We start from the raw sequence: 25,784 nt of genomic DNA, 5'->3' as shown, positions 1-25,784 counted from the left end.
TTCCGAAGACCGGATTTGACCGCAAATTGCAGGAGCAGGAGTGTCAGGGAGGAAAATAAAAATGGATAAGAAACAGTATATTGACCGTGCAGAGCAGGTGCTCTACAAGACTTACAACCGTTTTCCGGTAGTCTTTGATCACGGCGAGGGCGTAAAATTATATGATACCGATGGACAGGAGTACCTTGATTTTGGTGCAGGTATTGCCGTTATGGGACTTGGATACAGCAACGAGACATTCAAGAATGCACTCAAAGACCAGGTTGATAAGCTCTGCCACATCTCCAACCTGTTCTACAATGAACCGGCGATTGAGGCAGGAGAGAAGCTCTTAAAGGTATCCGGAATGGAGAAAGTTTTCTTCACAAACAGCGGAACTGAGGCGATCGAGGGTGCACTCAAGATCGCAAAGAGATATGCATACAACAAGGGAATGGCACCGGATTATGAGATCATTGCGATGCATCATTCCTTCCACGGACGTAGTCTTGGAGCTCTGTCCGTAACCGGAAACGATCACTATCAGGATCCGTTCAAACCGCTGATTCCGAACATCAAGTTCGCAGATTTCAACGATCTTGAGAGCGTGAAGGCACTGTTCAGCGATAAGACCTGCGCCGTTCTGATGGAGACGATTCAGGGCGAGGGCGGTATCTACCCGGCATATCCGGAGTTTATCGAGGGTGTTCGCAAGCTCTGCGATGAGCATGATGCCCTGCTGATGCTCGATGAGATCCAGTGCGGAATGGGACGAAGCGGAGAGATGTTTGCATGGCAGGTATATGGCGTGAAGCCGGATGTCATGACCGTTGCAAAGGCACTCGGAAACGGCGTTCCGATCGGAGCTTTCCTTGCATGCGGAAAGGCTGCAACCGCGATGGTTCCGGGCGATCACGGCACAACTTACGGCGGAAATCCGTTTGTCTGCCGGGCAGCATCGACGGTGCTCGATCTTTTCGAGGAGATGCAGATTCCGGAGCGCGTACAGTCGACCGGAGCATATCTCTGGGAGAAGCTGGAGGAGCTCAAGGAGAAGTATTCCTGCATCAAGGCACACCGTGGTCTTGGACTGATTCAGGGACTGGAATTTGACACCGCAGTTGGACCGATCGTGACCGATGCGCTGTTAAACCAGCATCTCGTTCTGATCAGTGCCGGAGCAAACATTCTTCGTTTTGTTCCACCGCTTGTGATTGAGAAATCCGATGTGGATGAGATGGCAGTTCGCCTTGAGAGAGCGATTCAGGCGGTTGTGAAATAAGACTGAAATGGAATAAGGTTTAGAATAAGGTTTAAATAAAGACAAAAAAGGTGCTGTCGAACATACAGCACCTTTTTGCTTTGATAATCTTGATAACCAGTTATTTTTCTTCTGCGAGTGCTCTGCGCATCTCCTCATTCAGCTCATCGGAGAGAATGGAGGTGCAGTGCGGACAGCGAACAGCGTCGAGATCAATCTTTGTCTTACAGAACGGACAGGTCTTCTCGTGCGGTTCCGGAGCAGGAGCCGGCTTGTGGAGCTTGTTCAGCTGTTTGACCACAAGAAAGATCACAAATGCCATGATCACAAAGTTGATGACTTCGGTGATGAACAGGCCGTAGCTGATCGTGGAAGTCACAGCCTTTGCTTACTCGAGAGTGGCATAGTGCTGACCATTCAGCGCGATGAATTTGTTGGTGAAATCAATGCGACCGGTCAGAAGGCTGAGCGCCGGCATGACGATATTTTCAACAAGCGATTTGACAAGGCTGTTGAAAGCACCGCCGATGATAACGCCGACAGCGAGATCGATCATGTTGCCCTTTAAGGCGAAATCCTTGAATTCACTGAGTAATTTTTTCACAGTAACTCATCCCCCTATCGAAAGTGTTGTGTGATTGTTTCATTTAGTATTAGTATAAAGAATTTTAACGGACAATGCAACCAAACTTTCGGGTTCAATCTTTAAAAGTTTGGTGGGGTATGGTATACTGAGCGAAAAGTAGCGATTCTGAATATTTCAGCTGGAGGATAGAGACATATGATAGAAAAGCAGGAAATTGGAACATGGATAGAAACACTGGCATCAAAAGCGCCGGTACCTGGTGGCGGCGGAGCCTCCGCAGTTGGGGGTGCACTTGCCTCTGCGCTCGGACAGATGGTTTCTAATCTCACGATTGGAAAGAAGCGATATGCTGACGTGGAGCTTGAGGTGAAGGAAATCTGCGAGCATCTTGAGAGAATTCAGAAGGATCTTCTCGATCTTGCTGATCGGGATGCAGAGGTGTTTGCACCGCTTGCACGCGCGTACTCCCTGCCGACGAATACGGAGGAGGAGCGTGCGACAAAAGACTGGGAGATGGAGAAAAATCTGCTTGAGGCAAGTCTGGTTCCGCTTCAGATGATGGGAAAGGCAATCGAGGTTCTGAAAGCTCTCGATGTGCTCGAGGAGAAGGGAAGCAAGATGGCAGTCTCCGATGTTGGCGTGGCATCACAGTTCGCACGCTCCGCAGTGACCGGTGCGGTGATGAACATTTACATCAACACCCGCTCGATGAAGGATCGCGAGAAAGCGGAGGAGTTAAACCGCGAGGCAGATGCACTTTTAAGAGATGGCATTTATCTGGCAGACCAGATTTATGGACGGGTTCAGGAAAAGCTGAGATAAGAATGCGATAAGAAACTGAGACAAGAGACGGGAAAATAAAAAATATAGAGAAGATACAGAAGATATAAAAGAGAAGAAGCAAGAGAGAAAAAGCGAGAGAGGAGAGCGAAACAGAATGGTAACATTAAAGGGCGCAGAGGTTTCTGCAAAGATCAAAGAAGAGGTACAGGAAATTCTGGGAACGCTTTCCGGTGAGGCACCGAAGTTAGCGATCATCCGTGTCGGGGAGAGACCGGATGACATTTCTTATGAAAAAGGCGCAACCAAAAAGATGGGAAATTTTGGACTCCGAGTACAGTCCTATGTATTTCCGGCTGACATCAGCGATGCACAGTTTAAGGCAGAGTTTCAGAAGATCAACGAAGATCCGGATGTGACGGGAATTCTGATGCTTCGCCCACTTCCGAAGCAGATCTGCGAGAAGGATATCGAGAAGATGATTGATCCGGAGAAGGATCTCGATGGAATTTCGCCGGTCAATATTGCGAAGGTCTTTGCGGGAGACCAGAGTGGTTTTGCGCCGTGTACAGCCGAGGCGGTTATGGAAGTTCTCAAGCAGAATCAGATTGAGATTTCCGGAAAGCGCGCCGTTGTGGTTGGACGCAGTATGGTGGTCGGTCGTCCTCTCGCAATGCTTCTCTTAAAAGAAAATGCGACGGTGACAATCTGCCATACCCGCACGAAGGATTTGAAGGAGACTTGCCGGAATGCAGAGATTCTCTGTGCGGCAGCGGGCAAGGCGAAGATGCTTGACGGCGAGTATGTCGGAGATGGAGCAGTTGTGATCGATGTCGGCATCAATGTGGATGAGAATGGAAAACTCTGCGGAGATGTGGATTTTGAGTCTCTTGAGGGTCATGCAAGTATGGCAACTCCGGTTCCGGGCGGTGTCGGTGCGGTGACAACGGCGGTTCTGGCTAAGCATCTGGTGCAGGCGTGGGCGAAGAGAAATAATTGAGTTTGAAGATTTTTATGTGGCGCCGACGGCGAGTAAAGTCATGCAAACTCGTTCTCACTCCGGGTTCGACGTAGCGGTGCATAAGACTGCAAAATACGCAGTCTAAACACCGACGTCTCACACGGGTTTGCATGTACTTTCTCGCCTTACGTCGCAGTTGCACATTAGAGAATCAGAGAAAAAGTAGTTTGATGTAGAAATAGAATAATAATTAGGGGTTTGTAGAAAGGGGTCGAATTTCACATGTCAAAAGTATTATTAATTAACGGAAGCAGTAACGATTATGGATGTACCTACACAGCACTGAAAGAGGTTGCGGATGTGCTTGAGAAGGAGGGCGTTGAGGCGGAGATCATTTCTCTCGGAAAGAATGCGATTCGCGACTGTATCGGTTGCAAGGCTTGCGGAAAACTTGGAAAGTGCGTGTTTGATGACGATATGGTAAATGAGGTCAGACAGAAGGCGAAAGAGGCAGATGGCTTTGTGTTTGGCACACCGGTTTACTACGCACATCCGAGCGGAAGAATTCAGGCATTTCTTGATCGTCTGTTCTATTCAGGCAGTGCGGATCTCGCTTATAAGCCGGCATTTGCAGTGGCATCTGCGAGACGTGCGGGAACGACGGCTTCTCTCGATGTGCTGAACAAGTATTTCACGATCAACCGGATGCCGGTTGTCTCCGGACAGTACTGGAACATGGTTCACGGAAATACTCCGGACGAGGTTCGTCAGGATCTTGAGGGTCTTCAGAACATGCGAGATCTGGCGAGAAATCTGGCATGGCTGATCCGTTGCATCAAGGCAGGCGAGGCAGCTGGATTTACACATCCACAGCCGGAGGAAGTTCGCCAGAAAACAAACTTTATCCGCTAAAATTGGTGGAATTCTTTCCGTAAACGTGATATACTGAGGATACTTTCCCGAGATGGAGAGTGCTTCGTACATGAGAGGAGGCCATGCAATTATGAGCAAAGTGATTACCATCAGCCGAGAGTTTGGAAGTGGCGGACGCGAGATTGGATTCCGACTTTCAGAAAAGCTGGGAATTCCGTTTTACGATAAGGAGATCATTTCTCTGGCTGCACAGGACAGCAATATCGCAGAAAAAGTATTTCATGCGAATGATGAGGTGATTGGAAGAAAGGTACGGGTCGATCAGGAGTACGTTTCGGTCAATCCATTTTCTCCCCTGTATGAGGTGCCGGTCTCGGATCAGATTTTTTTGGCACAGTCCCAGATGATTCGCAAACTGGAGCAGGAAGGACCGTGCATCATCATCGGTCGTTGCTCTGATATCATTGTGGAAGACGGATTCCATGTATTTATCTGCGCGAGCATGAAGAAGCGTCTTGAGCGCATGCAGGCGCTTGAGCCGGAGGAGTCTGCAAAGAAGTTAGAGAGTCGGATGCGTGCGATTGATCGCAAGCGCCGTGATTACTACCAGTATTACAGCGGAAATGAGTGGGGAAATCCGCGCAATTATCACCTCAGCTTAAACAGCGGAAAGCTGGGTGTGGAGACTTGCGTTGAGATCATCGCAAACAGTGTGGACCTGTAAGAGTGGGAAATACGGAACGGTTAGAAAAAAGATAAGAATCGAGTAAAAAGATAGGAGAGAAGCAGTCGGACAAGGTTGAGATCAGAAGTCCGGTTGCTTCTCTTTTTTGCCGGTAAATGTTTTGCCGATTAATATCTGTAATCATCTGTGAAAATGGATAGATGAAGTGAGGTGGTTTATCGGTAATTTTCTTTCAGCATACGGATTTCTTCGGCGTATCCATCAAGATTTGGGTGTGGGGTCTCGAGGTAAAACGGTAGGGTGCGAAGCGCAGGATGATTGATCACGCGGATCAGTGCCTCTTTTCCGATGTGTCCTTCTCCGATGCGGGCATGGCGGTCTTTGTGAGCACCGAGAGGATTCTGGCTGTCATTTAGATGAATGGCTTTGAGGCGGGAGAGACCGATGACGCGGTCAAATTCGGTCAGAACCTCATCAAGGTGATCTTTGATGTCATAGCCTCCGTCCCAGACGTGACAGGTGTCAAGGCAGACACCGAGATGATCGGAGAGCTCGGTGCGGTCGATGATCTCCCGAATCTCCTCAAAGGTTCGTCCGACTTCACTGCCTTTTCCGGACATAGTCTCGAGAAGAATGGTGGTGTGTTGATTGGGGGTGAGGATTTTGTTCAGCATTTCACTGATGTAGGCAATGCCGATCTCAGCGCCCTGCTTGACATGAGAGCCGGGATGAAAGTTGTAACAGTTTCCCGGCGTGAATTCCATCCGTCTCATGTCGTCCGCCATTGTCCGGCAGGCAAAATCGCGGAGCCCTTCGTCCGCCGAGCAGGCGTTGAGCGTGTAGGGGGCATGGGCGAGTATATTGTGGATCTCGTGATCTTTAGCAAAATCGAGAAATGCGGTCACGTCCGCAGGGTCGATGGCTTTTGCATTTCCGCCACGGGGATTTCTGGTGAAAAATTGAAACGTGTTTGCACCGATTTTTACGGCATCTTTTCCCATCGCAAGGTAGCCCTTGGAGGAGGAAAGGTGGCATCCGATTGTAAGCATGATTGAGAAGTCCTTTCTTCAAAAAATATGAAACTTGTTTTTTCTTTTACATTCTTTTACAGTTATTGTTTTTATATTATACCACAAAACTTCTTTCCTGCTTGCTCTTAAAAGAGTGTAATAGTATAATGAGTGATAATGCGGTTGCTGTATCCTATACAGGAACACTTCAGGAGAATTGAGCCGGAAACACAGACCGACCCAACGAAAAATACACATGGAAATTTGATAGGAGAAAAAATTATGAAATTTGCAAAACGGATGGAGCGGTTTGGAGAAGGCATCTTCTCTCAGCTTGCAGAGAAGAAGCAGAAGAAACTTGCAGAGGGAGCAGAGGTTGTGGATTTGAGCATCGGAGCACCGAATATTCCTCCGGCACAGCACATTTTGGACGCTCTCTGTGAGTCAGCGGGAGATAAGAATAACTATATCTATGCGATCAACGACCAGAAGGCACTCTTGGAGGCAGTTTCCGGCTGGTATGAGCGCCGTTATGGGGTCGAGTTAGACCCGCAGACAGAGATCTGTTCTCTGCTCGGCTCTCAGGAGGGACTTGCGCATATCGCACTCTCGATCGTCGATGAGGGAGATCTCGTCCTCGTTCCGGACCCGTGTTATCCGGTCTTTGCAGACGGTCCGCGTCTTGCGGGTGCAGAGCTTTACTACATGCCACAGAAGAAGGAGAATGGTTACATCATCCAGCTGTCTGAGATCCCGGAGAAGGTTGCGCAGAGAGCAAAATTCATGATCGTTTCCTATCCGAACAACCCGACTGCGGTCATGGCACCGGATTCTTTCTACGAAGAATTGATTGCATTTGCGAAAAAATATGATATCATTGTTCTTCATGACAATGCATACAGCGAGCTCGTGTTTGACGGAAAGAACTGCGGAAGTTTCCTTCGCTTCCCGGGCGCAAGAGAGGTTGGCGTTGAGTTCAACTCCCTGTCAAAGACCTATGGACTTGCCGGCGCAAGAATCGGATTCTGTGTGGGAAATAAGGAGGTAGTTTCTCATTTGAAAACTCTCAAGTCCAACATGGATTATGGCATGTTTCTTCCGATCCAGCAGGCGGCAATCGTGGCAATCACCGGGGATCAGTCTTGTGTTGCAGTCACCCGCTCCGCTTATGAGAAGCGCCGTGATGTGCTCTGCGATGGCTTGAATGCGATTGGTTGGAAGATGAGAAAGCCGGAGGCAACGATGTTTGTCTGGGCACCGATTCCGGAAGGATTTACTTCTTCTACGGAGTTTGCGATGGAGCTTGTGGATCGCTGTGGCGTGCTCGTGACACCGGGAAGCGCGTTTGGACCGTCGGGTGAGGGTCATGTGCGTATGGCACTTGTTCAGGATGAGCCGGAATTAAAGAAGGCGATTGAGGCGATTGACAAGAGCGGAATCCTGAAAAAGTAAAAGAAAATAAAAGAATAAGAGTGAAGTGATAAGAAGAAAAGAATGAGACAGAATTATAAAATGATCCTTCAGTATGAGGGAACCCGTTACAACGGATGGCAGAGACAGGGCAATACTGCGGATACCATTCAGGGAAAGATCGAGGCGGTGCTTGGCAGAATGGCGGGAGAGCCGGTTGAGATTCACGGTTCCGGCCGAACCGATGCCGGGGTGCACGCTTCCGGTCAGGTTGCAAATTTTTATCTCCCGGCTGAGCTTGAGATCCCATCGCTTTTGGAGTCTGGAAAGATTTCCGGAAGCGATGGAAAAGGAATGGCTGGAAAAAGAAGTGTCCGGATGAGGAAAACGGATCAGATTCGGGATTATCTCAACGCCTACCTTCCGGAGGACATTGCGGTGCTCTCTGTGGAGGAGGCACCGGAGCGGTTTCACAGCCGTTTAAATGCAGTCAAGAAAGTCTATGCCTATCGGATTGAGACGGGAGCGCGCCGAAATGTCTTTCTTCGCCGGACGATCTATGGACTGGGACAGCCTCTTGATTTGGAGGCGATGGAGCAGGCATCCCTGCTCCTGATCGGAACGCATGATTTTAAGAGTTTTTGCGGAAATAAAAAGATGAAGAAATCGACGGTGCGGACAATCTACTCGATCGATATCCGGCAGGATTTTGGTGCGGGCGGGGTGACGCTTCGCTTTACCGGAAATGGTTTCCTTCAGAATATGGTTCGAATTCTGACCGGAACGCTGATTGAGGTGGGACTGCACAAGCGTTCCTGGCAGTCTATCCGCGAGATTCTTGAGGCACAGGACAGACAGATGGCGGGCTTTACGGCTCCGGCGGAGGGACTCTGCCTCGAACATGTTTTTTATGATTGATTCTTAATGAATTTTTACTGGGATTTTTACTAGGATTTATGATGGGATTCATCGAATGGGATCAATCATGCAAGAAATGATTGAATGAGGAAAAATGACAGAACTGCTTGTTAGATTATTTGTAAAAAATTATGAGAAGACAGACTGTGCCTCCGTTCGCACAGCTTACGGAGTCATGGCGAGTCTGGTTGGAATCTGCTGTAATCTCTTCCTGTTTGCGTCGAAGATGACAGCAGGTTTTTTGACGGGAAGTATCTCCATTATGGCAGATGCCTTCAACAACCTGTCGGATGCGGCATCCTCGATCATCGGCTTTGTCGGGGTGAAGATGGCGCAGAAACCGCCGGATCGCGAGCATCCGTTTGGTCATGGCAGAATTGAGTATATCTCTGCGTTTATTGTTGCGTTTATTGTGGTGCAGGTCGGATTTTCTCTCTTTAAGACTTCGGTTGAAAAGGTGATTCATCCGGAAGATCTGTCGTTCAGCAAGATCTCGATCGCGATTCTGATTCTCTCGATTGGAGTGAAGCTGTGGATGGCAGTTTTTAACCGCACGCTTGGAAATCGAATTCACTCGACGGTGATGCTTGCGACGTCTGCTGACTCGCTCGGGGATGTTGTGGCGACCTCCTCGACGATTTTTTCGATGATGGTCTACGGAATCTGGAAGGTCAACATCGATGGTCTGGTCGGAGTGGTTGTGTCGGTGCTTGTCCTGATTGCGGGAATCAATATCGCAAAGGAGACGCTTGAACCATTGATCGGAGGGGCGATTGATCCGAAGTTGTACAAGAAGATCTCAGATTTTGTGGGAAAGTATCACGGAATTTTGGGGACTCATGATCTGATTGTGCACAACTATGGACCGGACCGGAGCATGGCATCGATTCATGTCGAGGTCGCAGATGATGTGCCGATTGAGACGACGCACACGATTGTGGACAAGATTGAGCGAGATGCGTACCGGGAACTTGGGGTGATGCTCGTGATCCATATGGACCCGGTGGATCTGCACAATACCCGTGCAACAGAACTAAAAGAAAAGACGATTGAAATTATAAACGGGCTGGATTCGAGACTTAGTATTCACGATTTCCGGCTTGTTCAGGGAACGAAGCGACGGAATCTGATCTTTGATCTTGTTGTGCCGAGAGATTACACGGAACAGATGGAAGATGCATTAAAAGAGCAGATCTGTCAGAAAATATCAGAGCAGGATGAAACCGCACATTGCATCATTCAGATGGAGCACAGCTATGAGGAGGAAGACCTTGATCCTCGTGGCGAATCGAGATAAATCGAGACGAGTTCCGGAAGAATGGGAGTCAAATTTGAGATGCGAATGACAAGAAGATGAGAAGAATGAGAGAATCATGCAATAAGACGGCGCTCTCCTGCATTAAATGATTAGAAAGGGAATCCGATTGAGCGACGAAGAACTTTTGACACAGGTCAGCCTCGGGGATAAAGAGGCGTTTCATCAACTCTATCAGAATACAGACAGGGCTGTATACAGTTTTATCCTTTCCATCATCAAGAATCCACAGGATGCGGAGGAAGTTATGCAGGAGACTTACATGAAAGTGTGGACTTCGGCGTCTTCCTACCAGTCGCAGGGAAAACCGCTGGCGTGGATTTTTACGATTGCAAGGAATCTCTGCTATATGAAGTTTCGCGATCAGAAAAAGATTGCGGATGTAGGACTGGATGAACTGGTGGGCGAGGAGACGGGAGAACTCTGTCTTCCGATTGAAAATATGGCAGATGCGATGGTCTTGAAGACCGCATTTAAGATTTTGAAGGAGGAGGAGCGCCAGATTGTGCTTCTCCATGCGGGAGCAGGACTGAAGCATCGAGAGATTGCGCAGGATCTGAAAATGCCACTTCCAACTGTGCTGTCAAAGTATAATCGCGCGGTTCGGAAACTGAAACAATATCTGAGAGAGGAGTGAGGACGGTGAAGCAGGAAGCAGACAGGCAGAAAAAAACAAACAATGCCGGTGCCAGCAGTGATCGCAATCGATCTGGAAGTGCCAGTCGTGCACAAAATGCCACGAGTGCGAGTACTGCAACGTGGACGACCGGGCAGATTGAGAGCCATTTAAGATCCGCTGTCAACGGACTCACGCCAGATATTTTCGATCGCCTTGATTTATCGGTGCCTCAGGACCCTGTCCCGAGAGTGATCACTCCGATTGTTCCGATGGATTTGAGGAATGCTGAGGATTCGTTCGAGTCGGGAGCGGGAAGAACGGGAAGATCCGGGGTAGCTGAGTGGTCATCGGAAAAGACAGCAGGAAAAGCACATGGAAATGGAAAGGTTCTCCGACTTGAGAGGTATCTGCGCCGGAGCGTGGCGACCGTGGCGACGTTTTTGCTGTTGATTACGGCGGGTGGAGGAGCTTGGCAGTATCATGCACGGAATCTGCGCGTGGATTCGATCATCGGAATTGATGTGAATCCGAGTGTGGAACTCTCGATCAATCAGAAGAGCCGGATTCTGAGCGCAGAGGCACTCAATGAGGACGCGAAAGAAATTCTCTCCGATATGGATTTAAAAGGAGTTGATTTAAACGTAGCAGTCAATGCCGTCATCGGTTCTATGGTGACCCACGGTTATCTCGATGACACGGAAAATGCAATCCTTGTGACTGTCAACAATGACAGTATGAGCAAGGCATCGAAATTGCGAAGCAGTGTGGTCGGGGATATTGAGACGACGCTAAAAGAGCATCAGGTTCAGGCGGTGGTCTATGACCAGCAGGCAACACCGGAGGATGATGAGGTCAGCGAGCTTGCGAAAGAGTATGGCATCTCCTATGGAAAGGCGTATTTCTTGAAAGAGTTGATTGCGCAGAACAAGAATCTCAGCATGGAGGATATGGAGCGGTTCTCGACGATGACGATGGAAGAGATTGCCGAGCAGATCAATCAGGAATCGCTCGCACTCGGAGAGAAGGCGGAGCAGGCGCAGGAGACGGATTCGGCACAGACTGCTACCGCTCCGACGGAAGAGACAACGGCAGAGATTGCCTCGACGGAAGAAAGCACAGAGGAGAGCAGTTCAGCGGAGGAAGAGTCCCGAACTGCTGAGGCAGAGCCGACGCAGGCAAGCCAGCCGGTTTCTGTGGCGACTTCCTCGACGGAGACGACGGCAGTGAGTGCGGATGACGAGGATGAGGAGATCATCGACGATGGCGTGGAGATTGACTATGCCGAGTGGGAGGATGACCAGATCTTCGTCTACTTTGCAACGTTTGTGAAGTGGAAGAATCCGACGGTTCTGATTCGCGATGAGGATGGAAATCACTATCCGGCTTATGTCGATGATACCTCGAAAGATGAGTGTGTGATCTCCGTTGAAGGGCTTGAGGGCGGAAAAACGTATACGTTTGTGCTCGGCGGACTGACTCCGCGAGAGGGAAAGCACGCGACAACGGTGACCGGAACCTTTGAGAAGCCGGAGATTGCAGATGATGCAATGGATGACCCGGATGAGGATGATTTAGATGACGACGAGGAGGAAACGGAAAAAGAATCTAAGACATCGCAGTCTGAGCAGTCTAAGGGAGATGGAACTTCGTCCTCAAAGAATTCTGATTCAGAGGATCGGGATGGCGAAGGTTCAAATTCAAAAGAATCAAAGAGCGTGAAGGAATCAGATGATTCTGATGTGAGTGCGAAAGAGGAGACGAATCAGAAATCTAAGTAGAAAGATATTTCTGTAAGGAAAGTTCCTCTAGGTTTTCTCTAGATTTTTGCTAGGAGCGCTCCTCCAGCAGAGAAAGTCATGCAAACTCGCTCTCGCTCCGGGTTCAACGTAGCGGTGCATAAGGTCGCAAAGTACACGACCTAAGCACCGACGTCTCACACGGGTTTGCATGTACTTTCCTGCTTTCGGAGCTTGGCTACAAATCTCAGATGAATGTCTAAGTGTTAGAAAAATAATTGGACAAAGATCAGATTATGAATGTACATTAAAAGATGAGATAAAGGGCTTTTAAAGTTCTGTAAAAATAAAATCGAAAAAAATAAAAAAAACGCTTGACGTTTTTGAAGTTATCATATATAATAATCTTCGTTGCAGTGATGGGCTATCGCCAAATGGTAAGGCAACGGACTCTGACTCCGTCATTTTCAAGGTTCGAATCCTTGTAGCCCAGTTCAAAAACTTCATATTGGTTTTTGTTTATTATTGGGCTATCGCCAAATGGTAAGGCAACGGACTCTGACTCCGTCATTTTCAAGGTTCGAATCCTTGTAGCCCAGCGCTGAGAAAAAGATCTTCAGTTTTTGGACTGAGGATCTTTTTTTTGTGAAAATTTGTATTTTGTAAGATGAAAATGTAGGATACTAAGGGCGCTTACGCATTGACAAAAGTGAAGCATAGCGTAATTTGGGACATCTAAGCGGGAATCCTCGTCCATTGAATAATAGTAAATTTACTGAGTATTTTGCAGAAGCGACACAAGGCGAGAAAGATTCTGCAAACCCGTGTGAGACGTCGGTGTTTAGGTCGCGTACTTTGCGACCTTATGCACCGTTACGTCGAACCCGGAGTGAGAACGAGTTTGCAGAACTTTACTCGCCGGTGGAGCGTATGAGTATATGCATATGTATATACTCTACATATATATTCGCAAGGAAATTTGTAAATAGGATTATGTTGAAAAAACGAAACTTTTCCATTCAAGTTTGATTTTTGTTGAAAGCGCTTACAAAACGCCCTTTATTTTCAGTACTTTGTTCCATTGAATATTAGTTACCGAATCGCTTATAATGGAAAATACAGGCAGAAGCGCGGGGGCGTACTGCCACAAAAGACAAGCATGGAGGATGAGAGAGTGGATATTCGCTATTCTGCAAACCAGAGAGATTTCAAACGTTATACAACAGAAGAGACGAGAAAAGAATTTCTGATCGAAAATTTATATGTACCGAACGAGGTTGTTGCTGTGTATTCTCACGTAGATCGTATGGTAACCCTCGGATGCATGCCGACGACGGAGACCGTTTCCATCGACAAGGGCATTGACATCTGGAAGAACTTCGGAACCCAGTATTTCCTTGAGCGCCGTGAAATTGGTATTTTCAACATCGGCGGAGCTGGAAGCATTACCGCAGATGGCGAGACTTTCAAGATGGGATACAAGGATTGCCTGTACATCACAAAGGGAACCAAAGAAGTATTCTTCGCAAGTGAAGATCCGGAGCATCCGGCTAAGTTCTACATGGTAAGTGCACCGGCACACGAGGCATGCAAGACAACCTTTATTCCGATTGAGAAGGCTGCAAAGAGACCGATCGGCGCAATGGAGACTTCCAACAAGCGTGTGATCAATCAGTTCATCCATCCGGACGTTCTGGAAACCTGCCAGCTGTCTATGGGTATGACTGTTCTTGAGCCGGGCAGTGTATGGAATACGATGCCGGCACACACTCATGAGAGAAGAATGGAGATCTACATGTACTTCGAGATTCCGGAGAACAACGTAGTCTTCCATATGATGGGTGAGGGTCAGGAGACCCGTCACATCGTGATGCAGAATGAGCAGGCAGTCATCAGCCCGTCTTGGAGCATCCATTCCGGAGCAGGTACAAGCAATTACACCTTTATCTGGGCAATGGGCGGAGAGAACCAGGCATTCGATGATATGGATACAATCCCGACCACAGAGCTGAGATAAAAGCGCAGTTCTGGGAGAGACGAGAGAATTAATTAGAAATTTAATAGGAGGAGAGAGACATGATTTTAGATAACGCAAAGAACATTGATTTTTACCGCACTCTGGGTATCGAGGGACGCTATGCAAAGGCAATCGACTTCTTAAAGAGTCATGATCTGGCAACCCTTGAGGATGGAAAGTACGAGATCGACGGAAAGAACGTTTATGCAAATGTGATGAGTTACACCACCCTTCCGTGGGAGGAGGCAAAGTACGAGGCTCATCAGAACTACTCTGACATCCAGTATGTGATCTCTGGCGAGGAAGTGATGACCTACGCACCGGCAGAGGAGTTAAATCCGGCTGGACCGTACAATGCAGAGAAGGATGTTGTGAAGTTTGACAACGCAAATCCGGGACTCAAGGTAACCTGCAAGGCAGGCGACTTCATGATCTTCTTCCCGTGGGATGGTCATAAGCCGAAGGCAGCAGCTGGCGAGCCGTCTATGGTTAAGAAGATTGTTGTAAAGATCTGCGAGAAATAAAATAAAGATAAAAGAAATAAATGTAATACGAAAATGAAGTTCGAGTGAGAGGTCTACGCTGTGAGACCTCTCATTTTTATATGATAGGAAATTGCGTCCTATCATACAAAAAAGCTCTGCAAGAATGTGCACTCGGCGCATTTTTTTTATTGTTTTGCAGATTGCGGGCATGCCAAAATCAGGTAGTGTTTGCGCAATGCGTGAAGAGTAACACTTTTGTTCCTTTTTTTGAGCGGTATTTCTTTGAAAAAACGGTTGTGATTCGCGACGGAATATGCGATAATGTACTGGACTTGACAGAAAGAGGGAAGAAAGCATGTATTCATTTGACAGCCGGGTTCGTTACAGCGAAGTAGACCAGAATCAGGAGCTGACGACGACCGGGATTATCAATTATCTTCAGGACTGTTCGACGTTTCAGTCAGAGGATCTGCATTTAGGCATTGATTATCTGACGGCACATCATAGAGCGTGGTGGCTTTCCTTTTGGCAGATTGTCATTGAACGCTATCCGAGACTGGGAGAGCCGATCACAATCAGCACATGGCCATATGATTTCAAGGGAATCTTCGGATACCGAAATTTCACGATTCGGGATAAAAACGGAGATTATCTTGTAAAGGCAAATTCCCACTGGTTCTTTTTTGATACCGAGAAGGGAACTCCGACGAGAGTGCAGGAGGGAGACATCCGGGGCTATGGAGTTGGCAGTGAGGAAAAGCTGGATATGGAGTATGCGCCGAGACGGATCAAAATTCCGGAGGAGTATCAGGAAGCTGAGCCGGTTGTGGTTGCGCGTCACCATATCGATACGAATCATCATGTTAATAACGCACAGTATGTGGAGATTGCGAGAGAACTGCTTCCGGAAGAGATTCAGATTCGGGAGATTCGGGTGGAGTACCAGAAGTCAGCTGTGCTTGGGGATGTGATTTACCCGAGAATCAGCAAGGATGGGGAGACAACCACGATTGCACTCTGCAACCAGGAAGGCGCACCATATGCCGTAATTTGGTTCAGATGCACTCCCAGGTAGGAATTTTCGGAGCTGAAACTGCCGTGCAATAAGGTGGTAGCAGATTTTTCCGATTCCCCACAGACGGGTAAAGAATCAGCGTTGACAATAAATAAGGAATAGCAAGAGGGTCGTATGGACGACCAGAAAGCGAGAATGCAATGATTGAACTTGGAAAGATACAGACACTTACTGTTCTGCGAGAGAAGGCATTTGGTGTGTATTTAGGACATCAGCAGGACGCAGAGCATGCGGTTCTGCTTCCGCGCAAACAGGTTCCGGAGGGAACAAAGACAGGAGATGAACTGTCTGTGTTTGTGTACAAGGATTCGGAAGACCGTATGATTGCCACGACAGGAACCCCGAAACTTCAGGTGGGTGAGACTGCCGTGCTTGAGGTAAAGGATGTCGCAAAGATTGGTGCATTTCTGGATATGGGACTGGAGAAGGATCTTCTTCTTCCGTTCAAGGAGCAGAATCACCGCGTGGTAAAGGGAGAGAAATGTCTGGTGGCGCTCTACATCGACAAGAGCGGACGTCTGGCAGGAACGATGAACGTGTATCCCTACATGCGTGCAGACTCCGAGTACAAGAAAGATGACCGCGTGACCGGAATTATTTACGAGATCAACGAGAATCTCGGAGCTTTTGTTGCAGTTGAGAACCGCTATTACGGTCTGATTCCAAAGCGGGAGCTGTACGGAGATTTCCATCTCGGAGATACCGTTGAGGCGCGCGTAGTCAAAGTCCGCGAGGACGGAAAGCTGGATTTGAGTCCGAGACAGAAAGCCTATGTGCAGATGGATGAGGACGCAAAGCAGGTTTTGAAGGCGATTGATGAGTTTGACGGTGTGCTTCCGTTCAACGACAAGGCACGGCCGGAGACAATTCTGCGCGAGATGAAGATGAGCAAGAATGCATTTAAGCGCGCAGTCGGACGCCTGTTAAAAGAGGGCAAGATCCGAATTACAGAAAAAACGATTGAAAGAATTTAACTGCGAGAGAGTAGAAGGCAGTTAGAAAAGAATTTAATAGGAGGACGTTTTGGACACGATAGACTACTATAATAAGTATGCATCCAAGATTTTTGAAGATACGGTGGACCGGGATACGGAGGAATTGAGAGAAGAATTTTTGAGCTATTTACAGCCGGGAGATACGATTCTGGATTTGGGCTGTGGTTCAGGAAGAGATAGTCTCGCATTTTACGATCTGGGATACGATGTGACGCCGTTAGATGCATCGGAGGAAATGTGCAAACTTGCAGAGATTCACACAGGACTGGAAGTGTTGCAGATTTCTTATGAAGATATGGAGTTTAATGAGGCTTTTGATGGAGTTTGGGGTTGTGGAGCGCTGATCCATGAGCCGGAGGACGAGCTTGAAGGAATTCTTGACAAGCTCGCTGACGGACTCTGTCAGAAGGGTGTCCTGTTCCTCTCCTTCCTGGAGGGGGATTTTGAGGGAATCCGAAGCGGACGTTATTTCTGTGAGTATACGGAGGAGCAGTTGGAGCGAATTCTGCGCGAGACGGGCAGATTTGAGATCATTCGCCTGTGGCGCACAGAGGAAGAGGGACATGACGGCGGAGAACGTTGGCTGAATCTGCTTGCAAGAAAGATTTCATAATACTTTGTAAGATTTCATAAGGACTCGTGAAGGTTTGAGAAATGTTATCGAAGTTTTTGCAAGAGAAAGAAATAGCCAAAAAAACAGTCGGATTCTCCGCGAATCTGTCTGAATTTTGCCAGTTTGTGCAGATTTAAGACAGGAAATTGTACAAGGAAAGGTGTACGAACTTAGGCAAGATTCACAAGGTTTTCGTGCCGGGACAGGTGTGAGAGCGGTTTTGAAGCAAAGTTTATCGAATTTTTACAGGAAAATCAGGCGGAATTCCGCCTGATTTTGTTATTTACAGCACTTTTTAAATTAGTTAAGCAATTCTGACAAAAAGCGGAAAAGCAATTTGGGTATTCGGCACATGGAAGAAACTGGAGATCTATTGTATGATAGGACCATCAACCAAGGAGCTGTAAAACAGCCGGTTTGCCCGTGCTGATATGGATAAAATGGGGAGATCCGAAGCACACAGGCAGAAATAGCAGGAGGACAATATAATGGCAAGTTTATCACTGAGACATGTAACCAAAGCATATCCGAATGGATTTGTTGCAGTAAAAGATTTTAACCTGGAAATCGCAGACAAGGAGTTCATCATCTTCGTAGGACCGTCTGGATGCGGTAAGTCCACCACCCTTCGTATGATCGCTGGTCTGGAAGATATTTCTTCCGGTGAGCTGTACATCGACGGCAAGCTTGTAAACGATGTAGAGCCGAAGGATCGTGATATCGCAATGGTATTCCAGAACTACGCTCTGTATCCGCATATGACCGTATACGATAACATGGCATTCGGTCTGAAGCTGAGAAAGACTCCGAAGGATCAGATTGATAAACTGGTTCAGGAAGCAGCAAGAATCCTGGATCTGTCCCATCTGCTTGATCGTAAGCCGAAGGCTCTGTCCGGTGGTCAGAGACAGCGAGTTGCAATGGGTCGTGCAATCGTTCGTAACCCGAAAGTATTCCTGATGGATGAGCCGTTATCCAACCTGGATGCAAAGCTGAGAGGTCAGATGCGTATCGAGATCTCCAAACTGCATCAGAGACTGCAGGCAACCATCATCTACGTAACTCATGACCAGACCGAGGCTATGACACTGGGAACCAGAATCGTTGTTATGAAGGACGGCGTGGTTCAGCAGGTAGATTCTCCGCAGAACCTGTACGATAAGCCATGCAACAAGTTCGTTGCTGGATTCATCGGCGCTCCGCAGATGAACCTGATCGATGCAGTTGTTGGCAAGGCCGGTTCTGATGTAACCCTGACCTTTGACAACCACACGATCACTGTACCGGCTGAGAAAGGCAAAGTTCTGGATCAGAAGGGATATGTTGGAAAGACCGTTACCCTTGGTATCCGTCCGGAGGATCTGCATGATGATGAGGCATTCCTTGCTTCCTCTCCGAAGAGCGTGATCGAGGCTACGATCCGTGTATATGAGCTTCTCGGTGCTGAGGTATATCTGTACTTCGATATCAACGAGACCAACTGCACCGCTCGTGTAAAACCGAACACCACCGCAAGACCGGGTGATGTGATCAAACTGGCTCTGGATCTTGAGAAGATTCACGTATTCGACAAAGAGACCGAGCAGGTAATTGTTAACTAGAGTGAAAAGCAAAGATTTCTGAATCTTTTATAAAAAGAGCAGGCAAGTGTGATACTTGCTTGCTTTTTTTATTATTTTGCATTAAGATATAGGCTAAGGAAAGTTTCTTTTTGTCAGGATTCAAGGACAAAAAACAGACTCAGGGCTTCAAAAATGTTTCTGCTTGCGGACAGATCTGTTGCTGATTTTTTTGCGCACGGACACAGGGGCAGGGACGACAAAATATAGAATAAGGAGCGTGTGTTATGATTTCAAATCAGATTCTTCAGAACACGATTGACGGATTAAAAGGCATTACCAGAATTGATCTCTGCATCTGCGATACAGAGGGAAAAGTACTGGCTTCCACATTCCCGGATGCGGAGGAGTATGAGAGCTCCATTCTCTCCTTCGTGGATTCCCCGGCAGACAGCCAGGTGGTACAGGGTTATCAGTTTTTCAAGGTATTTGACGAGCATCAGCTCGAGTACATCCTTCTCGCGCGTGGCGGAAGTGATGACGTATATATGGTAGGAAAGCTGGCTGCTTTCCAGATCCAGAATCTTCTCGTCGCATACAAGGAGCGTTTCGACAAGGACAACTTCATCAAGAACCTTCTTCTTGATAACCTTCTGCTCGTTGATATTTACAACCGTGCAAAGAAACTCCACATCGAGACGAATGTGAAGAGAGTGGTATTCCTGATTGAGACCAAGCACGAGAAGGATGTCAATGCACTTGAGACTGTTCGCAGTCTCTTCGCAGCGAAGACGAAGGATTTCATCACCGCAGTCGATGAGAAGAACATCATTCTCGTGAAGGAAGTCAAGGCTGGTGAGAATTACGACGATCTCGAGAAGACCGCAAACATGATTCTCGACATGCTCAACACCGAGGCAATGACGAAAGTTCATGTCGCTTTCGGTACGATTGTCGGAGACATCAAGGAAGTATCTCGTTCCTACAAAGAGGCGAAGATGGCACTTGATGTCGGAAAGATCTTTTACAGCAGTAAGAACGTTGTCGCTTACAACCGTCTCGGAATCGGCCGTCTGATCTATCAGCTTCCGCTTCCGCTGTGCCGGATGTTCATCAAGGAGATCTTCGAGGGCAAGTCCCCGGATGAGTTTGACGAGGAGACTCTGACCACGATCAACAAGTTTTTCGAGAACAGCCTGAACGTCTCCGAGACCTCCAGACAGCTCTACATCCACAGAAACACTCTGGTATATCGTCTGGACAAACTCCAGAAGAGCACCGGTCTGGATCTGCGTGTGTTTGAGGATGCAATTACGTTCAAGATTGCTCTGATGGTTGTGAAGTATATGAAATATATGGAGAGCCTGGATTATTAATTATGATAGAGATTCAGAATGTATGCAAGACCTATGAAAACGGAACGAGAGCTCTGCGAAACATCAACATTGAGATCGAGGATGGCGAGTTCGTCTTTATCATGGGACGAAGCGGATCGGGAAAGACGACGCTGTTCAAACTTCTGATGAAGGAGGCAGAGCTGACTTCCGGAAAGATTCTTGTAAACGATATGGATCTGCAAAAAATGCCGAGGCGTTACGTTCCGAAGTACCGGAGAAAGCTGGGAGTCGTCTTTCAGGACTTCCGCCTTCTCCGTGATCGGAATGTCTTTGAGAACGTAGCATTTGCACAGCGGGTTGTCGGAGCATCGACGAGAAGCATCCGGCAGTCCGTTCCGGAAATGCTCAAGCTCGTGGGACTTTCTTCCAAATACAAGTCCCTGCCTCAGCAACTCTCGGGAGGAGAACAGCAGAGAGTCGCGATTGCGCGCGCGCTGATCAACCGCCCGGAAGTCCTGCTTGCGGATGAGCCGACCGGAAATCTCGACCACGAGAATGCGATTGAGATTATGAAATTGCTCGAGCAGATCAACCGACTTGGAACGACCGTTGTGGTGATCACGCACAGTCAGGAGATTGTCTCTAAGATGGGAAAGCGCGTCATCAAACTCGAAAAAGGTCAGGTTGTCAGTGACAGCAGAGCAGAGGAGCAGGCAGATTCATGAGAATTAGTACATTTTTTTATTGTCTGAAACAGGGTGTAAAGAATATATGCAGGAACATCTGGTTTTCGCTTGCATCTGTGGCGACGATTTCTGCATGTATTTTTTTATTTTGCCTGTTTTTTTCCATTGTGGCAAATGTTCAGTACATGGTGCACAATGTGGAGAGCACGGTGGGAATCACGGTGCTGTTTGATGAGAGTCTGACGGAGGATCAGATCAAGGAGATCGGGACACAGATCGCGTCGCGCCCGGAGATCCGGTCGATGAAGTTTGTGTCGGCACAGGAGGCGTGGGATTCCTTTAAAAAGCAGTATTTTGAGGGGATGGAGGAGCTTGCCGACGGATTTGAGCAGGACAATCCGCTTGCAGGTTCTTCGTCGTATGAGATTTATTTAAACGACCTGTCCGAACAGCCTCAGGTCGTGGCGTATCTTCAGGGAATCGAGGGCGTTCGCCAGGTGAACTACTCGAACACGGCGGCAGCGGGACTGACGAGTGTCAACAAGATGGTCGGACTTCTGTCTCTGGTGATCATCGGGGTTCTGCTTGCAGTGTCGGTCTTTCTGATCAACAACACGATCTCGGTTGCAGCGGCATTTAGAAAGCAGGAGAGCCAGATTATGCGCCTGATCGGAGCGACGAACTTTATGATCCGCGCTCCGTTTATTGTTGAGGGTGTGCTGATCGGCATGGCGGGAGCAGTGATTCCGCTTGTCGCAATGTTTTTCCTGTATACGAAATCCGTGGTCTATCTGATGGATCGTTTCCGGATTCTCTCAAATATGTTTTACTTTATTCCGGTGCGGGAAATCTATCCGATCATGATTGTCGTGGCGCTTGTGCTCGGAGTCGGAATCGGATTTTTTGGAAGTTTCTTTACGATCCGCAAGTATCTGCGGGTGTAGGGGAAGGATTTGAAGCTATTTGAAATTTGTGCTTGAAAAAAGTAGTGATGATTTATGAAGGTACGGAATCGTTACGGATTTGAAAGATAAAGGCGGTATGCAGATATGCAGATGAAGAGAACGATCATGGGGACGGTGCTTGCAGTTACGCTTGCCCTGTCCGGTATTCAGCCCGCCTATGCGACAAAACAGGAAGTCCGGGTGGAAAAAGAGAAGGCTTCCGTGATGCAGGAGGAAAAGAAAAAGCTGGAGGACTCTCTGAAAAAATTGGAGGGTCTGAAAAATGACACCGCCGCCTATGTCAAGGAGCTTGACGGTCAGATGGAGACGCTGAGCCGGGAACTTGATTCGATCAATGCTCAGATCAACGAGAAGGAGACGGAGATCACAGAGATCGGGGAGGATCTTGAGGTTGCAAAGCAGACGGAAGAAAACCAGTACGGCGACATGAAGATGCGCATCAAATATATGTATGAGCATGGACAGACGAGATTTTTGGATATGCTCTTGCAGTCCGAGGATATGGGACAGTTTTTGAACCGCGCAGAGTACATTCGCGAGATCTCGGATTATGACCGGACGAAACTTCGGGAGTATGCAGAAAATAAGCAGAAGATTGCTGACCATGAGGCGAAACTTGAGTCGGATCACGCAGAGCTTGTCACGCTGAGAGAGCAGAATGAGGCAAAGCAGGAGTCTGTGCAGACGCTTTTGGCGGCGAAGAATGAGGAGCTGAACAATTATCAGGGTCAGATCCAGACCGCTCAGGGTCAGATCAGCCAGTATGAGCAGGACATCAAGGCGCAGGAGAAGAAGATCGAACAGATCGAGGCGGAGATCAAGCGCAAGGAGGAAGAGGCGAGAAAGGCTGCCGAGGAGTCAAGACGCGTCGCAGAAGCGAAGCGAAAGGCGGAAGCCGAGGCAAAACGTCAGGCAGAGGAAGCGAGCCGAAAAGCGGTTGAGGCGAGTCGCAAGGCAGAGGAGGCAAGCCGTCAAGCCGTAGAGGCGAAGAAGGCGGAGGATGCAAAGAAAGCGGCCGAGGCAAGCCGTCAGGCGGCCGAAGCGAGCAAAAAGGCAGTCGAGGCGAGCATTCAGGCGAAAAAGGAAGCCGAGGCGGTGAAGAAGGTGATCGCAAAGCCGGAGGAGGAAGCAAAACCGGCCGCCGAGACGAAGCAGGTCGCACAGGCACAGACGACGGCTCCGGAGACGAAGAAGAGCGCGGAACTCAAGCAGGCGGAGACGAAATCGGCAGAGACGAAGGCGAGTGCGAAGACGCAGACGGCATCCGCGGATTCCTCCTCGAATAAAAGCTCGAGTGGCGGAAATACTAAGTTTATCTGGCCGTGTCCGGCGAGCAGTAAGATCAATTCCAAGTTTGGAAAACGAACTGCACCGACGAAAGGGGCTTCAACTTACCATCAGGGAATCGACATCGGTGCGAGCACGGGAGCCGGAATTGTGGCAGCAGCATCTGGCACGGTTGTGGCGTCGACATACAGCTATTCCGCGGGAAATTATATCATGATCAGTCATGGAAATGGAGTGTACACGGTGTATATGCACTGTTCCCAGCTTCTGGCTTCGGATGGTCAGAGTGTCAAGCAGGGACAGACGATTGCGAAGGTGGGATCTTCCGGATACTCGACGGGATCGCATCTGCATTTTGGAGTGCGGATCAATGGAAGTTATGTGAATCCGCTCAAGTATGTGAGTCCGTAGAACGTCAAATTTTGGGCGTCGACGGTGGGAGAAAGTGGGTTTGCAGGTACTTTCCCACCTTACGGCGCCAGCCCACTAAAAATATGAAATTTCCCATAAGAATGTATAGGTACAAGGGATAACGATACGCGGAGCGTGTTTTAGACAGTCGAAAAGAAAGACAGGTGACAGCAGTGGATATGGAAAAAGAAACGCAGAATCAGGAAGAACACGATACAGGCACTAAGAAGGCGAAAGCTCCGGGGGAGGGCTCACAGAAGGGCGGTTTCTGGAAAGGAGTGCTGACCGGTGCGCTCGTGACTGCATTTGCAGGGCTTGCGGTTGTCGGGGTTGCTTCGGGAATCAATGTGATTGAGCGCTCGGTGAATGGAAGCGGACAGAATTCCACATCCGTTGAGAGCACACAGGCGACTGCACAGAACCGTCTCGACATGAAAGCAGTCGGAGCAAAGCTGAACCTGCTTCAGTCGGTGGTGAATAAGTATTTCCTGTTTGATGAAGATATGGATAAGGTGGAAGCCGGCATTTACAAGGGCATGATGAATGGTCTTGACGATCCGTATTCGACGTATTACACGGCGGAGGAGTATGATTCTCTGACGGAGGAGACGCAGGGTGTCTACTGTGGAATCGGTGTGCTCGTGAGCCAGAACCGGAATACAAATGTGGTGACGATTCTTCGTGTCTTCTCCGGATCACCGGCAGAGGAAGCCGGCATGAAGAAGGGCGATGTTCTGTATAAGGTCGGAGATGTGGATGCAACTTCTACGGATCTCGATGTGCTTGTCAAAGAGCATATAAAAGGTGAGGAAGGCACGTATGTTGATCTCACGGTTCTGCGCGACGGCGAGGAGATTCCGCTTCATGTGGAGCGCCGGATGGTGGAGACGGACACCGTAGAACATCAGATGCTTGAGGACAATACGGGTTATATCCTTGTGAGCCAGTTTGACGTTGTGACCGGCGATCAGTTCGAGAAGGCGGTCGACGATCTCGAGAGTCAGGGGATGGAGCGACTGATTATTGACCTGCGCGACAACCCGGGCGGAGTTGTGGACTCCTGTGTCCAGATGGCAGCCTATGTACTCCCGGAGGATAAACTCGACGGAACGATTTTGACGACCGCGACGAAAGAGGGAGAGTCCGATCGCTACTACTGCAAGGACGGTCAGATCCTGCACGAGTACAACGATGGAAGCACAGACAAGAAGTATCCGAAGCCGGATGACCACGAGATCACAGTTCCGATTGCGGTTCTGATCAACGGACAGTCGGCGAGTGCGTCCGAGGTTTTCTCCGGAGCACTTCAGGATTATGGAGTTGCAAAGCTCGTCGGAACGACCTCATTTGGAAAGGGAATCGTCCAGAGCCTGCTTCCGCTTGATGACGGATCTGCGATCAAGATCACGGTTGCACACTACTACACACCGGCTGGAAATGACCTTCACAAGAAGGGATTGACACCGGATGTTGAGGTTGAGTATGAGACGCCGGATGTCTCTGATTTGAACATTTATGACTCGATTCCGCTTGACCGAGACAATCAGGTTCAGAAGGCGATTGAGGTGCTGAAATCGGAGTGATTTTGATTTGCCAAGATGCATAAAAAGACATAAAGAAACTGTTAAGAAGTGACAAAATGAATATTGCTCGAGAAAAAATACTTGCGAGATTTTTTGATTAATGTTAGAATAACGCTAGCAAAAATAACGGACATCAGTAGTGAGAAAAAATGTCATCGGAGATCAGTTTTTCGTTCTGGTAGACAGACGAGGATTGATCAAAGAAGGACAGGTTAGTATGAATATGAGGGCAAAGCAATCGAAAGGTTGTGACGCAAAGCTATAGGGTCCGAACCGAGCGTGTTCAGACAGCCAGTTGCCGTATTCCATTGTTGTGGATAAAGTTAGATCCGCAATAGTTGGAATACGGCATTTTTATTGCTTTGCGGAGGACGGGAAGACCAGAGATATTTTTATGGATTGCTTTGTGGATCAAGATATAGATAGAAACACAGGGGGGAGCAGTCAAGATGACAGATAAAGAGTTGAGAAAGCTGAGAAGAGTCGAGCTTTTGGAAATTCGGCTCTATGTCAATAGTTGGGGTGGGATTCATGAGAATCCTACTCCATTCCTGACATCAGAGCCATTTTTATATACAGCTCTGATACATCCTGTTTTTGGGCATGCCAAATAAGCCTCCCTCATTTACCGACCAATT

23 protein-coding genes, 2 tRNA genes, 1 pseudogene and 1 riboswitch are annotated in these 25,784 nt (G+C 48.3%); of the genes and pseudogenes, 24 read left to right on the top strand and 2 right to left on the bottom strand.

Translation table 11 applies throughout. The features are described 5' to 3' along the window. Positions 1-61: 61 nt before the first annotated feature. Positions 62-1,261, top strand: coding sequence for an aspartate aminotransferase family protein (locus ACR0QT_RS10340; protein ID WP_432630704.1), 1,200 nt, complete (start codon positions 62-64; stop codon positions 1,259-1,261). 100 nt (positions 1,262-1,361) lie between these two features. Here ACR0QT_RS10340 and mscL read toward each other — a convergent pair. After that, positions 1,362-1,844, bottom strand: a pseudogene (mscL, locus tag ACR0QT_RS10335) (large conductance mechanosensitive channel protein MscL). Positions 1,845-2,021: 177 nt separating this feature from the next. Here mscL and ACR0QT_RS10330 point away from each other — a divergent pair. The 4 genes from ACR0QT_RS10330 to ACR0QT_RS10315 all read left to right on the top strand — a co-directional run bounded on the left by ACR0QT_RS10330 (position 2,022) and on the right by ACR0QT_RS10315 (position 5,164). After that, complete coding sequence (locus ACR0QT_RS10330; RefSeq protein ID WP_432630703.1) at positions 2,022-2,648, top strand: cyclodeaminase/cyclohydrolase family protein; 627 nt, start codon at positions 2,022-2,024, stop codon at positions 2,646-2,648. Between the two features lie 115 nt (positions 2,649-2,763). Continuing rightward, the gene (locus tag ACR0QT_RS10325; RefSeq protein ID WP_432630702.1) at positions 2,764-3,606 is read left to right on the top strand and encodes a bifunctional 5,10-methylenetetrahydrofolate dehydrogenase/5,10-methenyltetrahydrofolate cyclohydrolase; all 843 of its coding nucleotides are present in this window, start codon (positions 2,764-2,766) and stop codon (positions 3,604-3,606) included. A gap of 243 nt (positions 3,607-3,849) precedes the next feature. After that, complete coding sequence (locus tag ACR0QT_RS10320; RefSeq protein ID WP_432630701.1) at positions 3,850-4,479, top strand: flavodoxin family protein; 630 nt, start codon at positions 3,850-3,852, stop codon at positions 4,477-4,479. 91 nt (positions 4,480-4,570) lie between these two features. Then, the gene (locus ACR0QT_RS10315; RefSeq protein WP_432630700.1) at positions 4,571-5,164 is read left to right on the top strand and encodes an AAA family ATPase; all 594 of its coding nucleotides are present in this window, start codon (positions 4,571-4,573) and stop codon (positions 5,162-5,164) included. Positions 5,165-5,340: 176 nt separating this feature from the next. Here the strand turns inward: ACR0QT_RS10315 and ACR0QT_RS10310 are convergent, their stop codons facing one another. Further along, the gene (locus tag ACR0QT_RS10310; RefSeq protein WP_432630699.1) at positions 5,341-6,174 is read right to left on the bottom strand and encodes a deoxyribonuclease IV; all 834 of its coding nucleotides are present in this window, start codon (positions 6,172-6,174) and stop codon (positions 5,341-5,343) included. A 243-nt stretch (positions 6,175-6,417) separates the two neighbouring features. On the opposite strand from ACR0QT_RS10310, the gene ACR0QT_RS10305 reads away from it, so the two are divergent. From ACR0QT_RS10305 to ACR0QT_RS10215, 19 genes are all read left to right on the top strand, one after another. Further along, positions 6,418-7,587, top strand: a complete 1,170-nt coding sequence (locus ACR0QT_RS10305; protein ID WP_432630698.1) for an aminotransferase class I/II-fold pyridoxal phosphate-dependent enzyme — start codon at positions 6,418-6,420, stop codon at positions 7,585-7,587. A gap of 42 nt (positions 7,588-7,629) precedes the next feature. After that, the gene (gene truA, locus ACR0QT_RS10300) at positions 7,630-8,463 is read left to right on the top strand and encodes a tRNA pseudouridine(38-40) synthase TruA (RefSeq protein WP_432630697.1); all 834 of its coding nucleotides are present in this window, start codon (positions 7,630-7,632) and stop codon (positions 8,461-8,463) included. A gap of 94 nt (positions 8,464-8,557) precedes the next feature. Beyond that, on the top strand, positions 8,558-9,760 hold the full coding sequence (locus tag ACR0QT_RS10295) for a cation diffusion facilitator family transporter (RefSeq protein WP_432630696.1): 1,203 nt from the start codon (positions 8,558-8,560) through the stop codon (positions 9,758-9,760). Between the two features lie 106 nt (positions 9,761-9,866). Next, entirely contained in the window at positions 9,867-10,415 is a 549-nt protein-coding gene (locus tag ACR0QT_RS10290) for an RNA polymerase sigma factor (RefSeq protein ID WP_432630695.1), read from the top strand. Positions 10,416-10,420: 5 nt separating this feature from the next. Continuing rightward, a complete protein-coding gene (locus tag ACR0QT_RS10285; protein WP_432630694.1) occupies positions 10,421-12,175 on the top strand; it encodes an anti-sigma-I factor RsgI family protein in 1,755 nt (584 codons plus the stop codon). 378 nt (positions 12,176-12,553) lie between these two features. Continuing rightward, positions 12,554-12,626 (top strand) — tRNA-Gln (locus ACR0QT_RS10280). Positions 12,627-12,659: 33 nt separating this feature from the next. Further along, positions 12,660-12,732 (top strand) — tRNA-Gln (locus ACR0QT_RS10275). Positions 12,733-13,307: 575 nt separating this feature from the next. Further along, positions 13,308-14,150, top strand: a complete 843-nt coding sequence (gene kduI / locus ACR0QT_RS10270) for a 5-dehydro-4-deoxy-D-glucuronate isomerase (RefSeq protein ID WP_432630693.1) — start codon at positions 13,308-13,310, stop codon at positions 14,148-14,150. Positions 14,151-14,209: 59 nt separating this feature from the next. Further along, the gene (locus ACR0QT_RS10265; protein WP_177976614.1) at positions 14,210-14,674 is read left to right on the top strand and encodes a YhcH/YjgK/YiaL family protein; all 465 of its coding nucleotides are present in this window, start codon (positions 14,210-14,212) and stop codon (positions 14,672-14,674) included. 316 nt (positions 14,675-14,990) lie between these two features. After that, positions 14,991-15,710 (top strand): acyl-[acyl-carrier-protein] thioesterase, encoded by a 720-nt coding sequence (locus ACR0QT_RS10260; RefSeq protein WP_432630692.1) that lies wholly within the window; start codon positions 14,991-14,993, stop codon positions 15,708-15,710. Between the two features lie 140 nt (positions 15,711-15,850). Further along, complete coding sequence (locus tag ACR0QT_RS10255) at positions 15,851-16,684, top strand: CvfB family protein (protein WP_432630691.1); 834 nt, start codon at positions 15,851-15,853, stop codon at positions 16,682-16,684. 49 nt (positions 16,685-16,733) lie between these two features. Then, a complete protein-coding gene (locus tag ACR0QT_RS10250) occupies positions 16,734-17,318 on the top strand; it encodes a class I SAM-dependent methyltransferase (RefSeq protein WP_432630690.1) in 585 nt (194 codons plus the stop codon). Positions 17,319-17,806: 488 nt separating this feature from the next. Further along, entirely contained in the window at positions 17,807-18,919 is a 1,113-nt protein-coding gene (locus ACR0QT_RS10245) for an ABC transporter ATP-binding protein (protein ID WP_432630689.1), read from the top strand. Positions 18,920-19,164: 245 nt separating this feature from the next. Next, the gene (locus tag ACR0QT_RS10240) at positions 19,165-20,253 is read left to right on the top strand and encodes a PucR family transcriptional regulator (RefSeq protein WP_177976619.1); all 1,089 of its coding nucleotides are present in this window, start codon (positions 19,165-19,167) and stop codon (positions 20,251-20,253) included. 2 nt (positions 20,254-20,255) lie between these two features. Beyond that, positions 20,256-20,939, top strand: coding sequence for a cell division ATP-binding protein FtsE (gene ftsE / locus ACR0QT_RS10235; RefSeq protein ID WP_432630688.1), 684 nt, complete (start codon positions 20,256-20,258; stop codon positions 20,937-20,939). After that, on the top strand, positions 20,936-21,844 hold the full coding sequence (gene ftsX, locus ACR0QT_RS10230) for a permease-like cell division protein FtsX (RefSeq protein WP_432630687.1): 909 nt from the start codon (positions 20,936-20,938) through the stop codon (positions 21,842-21,844). Before ftsE ends, ftsX begins: the two co-directional genes overlap by 4 nt. Before the next feature lie 105 nt (positions 21,845-21,949). Next, positions 21,950-23,563: a peptidoglycan DD-metalloendopeptidase family protein gene (locus ACR0QT_RS10225; protein ID WP_432630686.1), complete on the top strand. Its 1,614-nt coding sequence runs from the start codon at positions 21,950-21,952 to the stop codon at positions 23,561-23,563. A 179-nt stretch (positions 23,564-23,742) separates the two neighbouring features. Next, positions 23,743-25,146, top strand: a complete 1,404-nt coding sequence (locus tag ACR0QT_RS10220) for a S41 family peptidase (protein WP_432630685.1) — start codon at positions 23,743-23,745, stop codon at positions 25,144-25,146. A gap of 218 nt (positions 25,147-25,364) precedes the next feature. After that, positions 25,365-25,449, top strand: a riboswitch (cyclic di-GMP riboswitch). Between the two features lie 146 nt (positions 25,450-25,595). Continuing rightward, the gene (locus ACR0QT_RS10215; protein WP_432630684.1) at positions 25,596-25,760 is read left to right on the top strand and encodes a hypothetical protein; all 165 of its coding nucleotides are present in this window, start codon (positions 25,596-25,598) and stop codon (positions 25,758-25,760) included. Positions 25,761-25,784: the final 24 nt, after the last annotated feature.

It is taken from the genome of Brotaphodocola sp. (genome assembly GCF_050873365.1).
Taxonomy (GTDB): domain Bacteria; phylum Bacillota; class Clostridia; order Lachnospirales; family Lachnospiraceae; genus Brotaphodocola.
The sequence above is the reverse complement of the archived record's forward strand: the minus strand, read 5'-3'. Positions and strand labels throughout refer to the sequence as shown.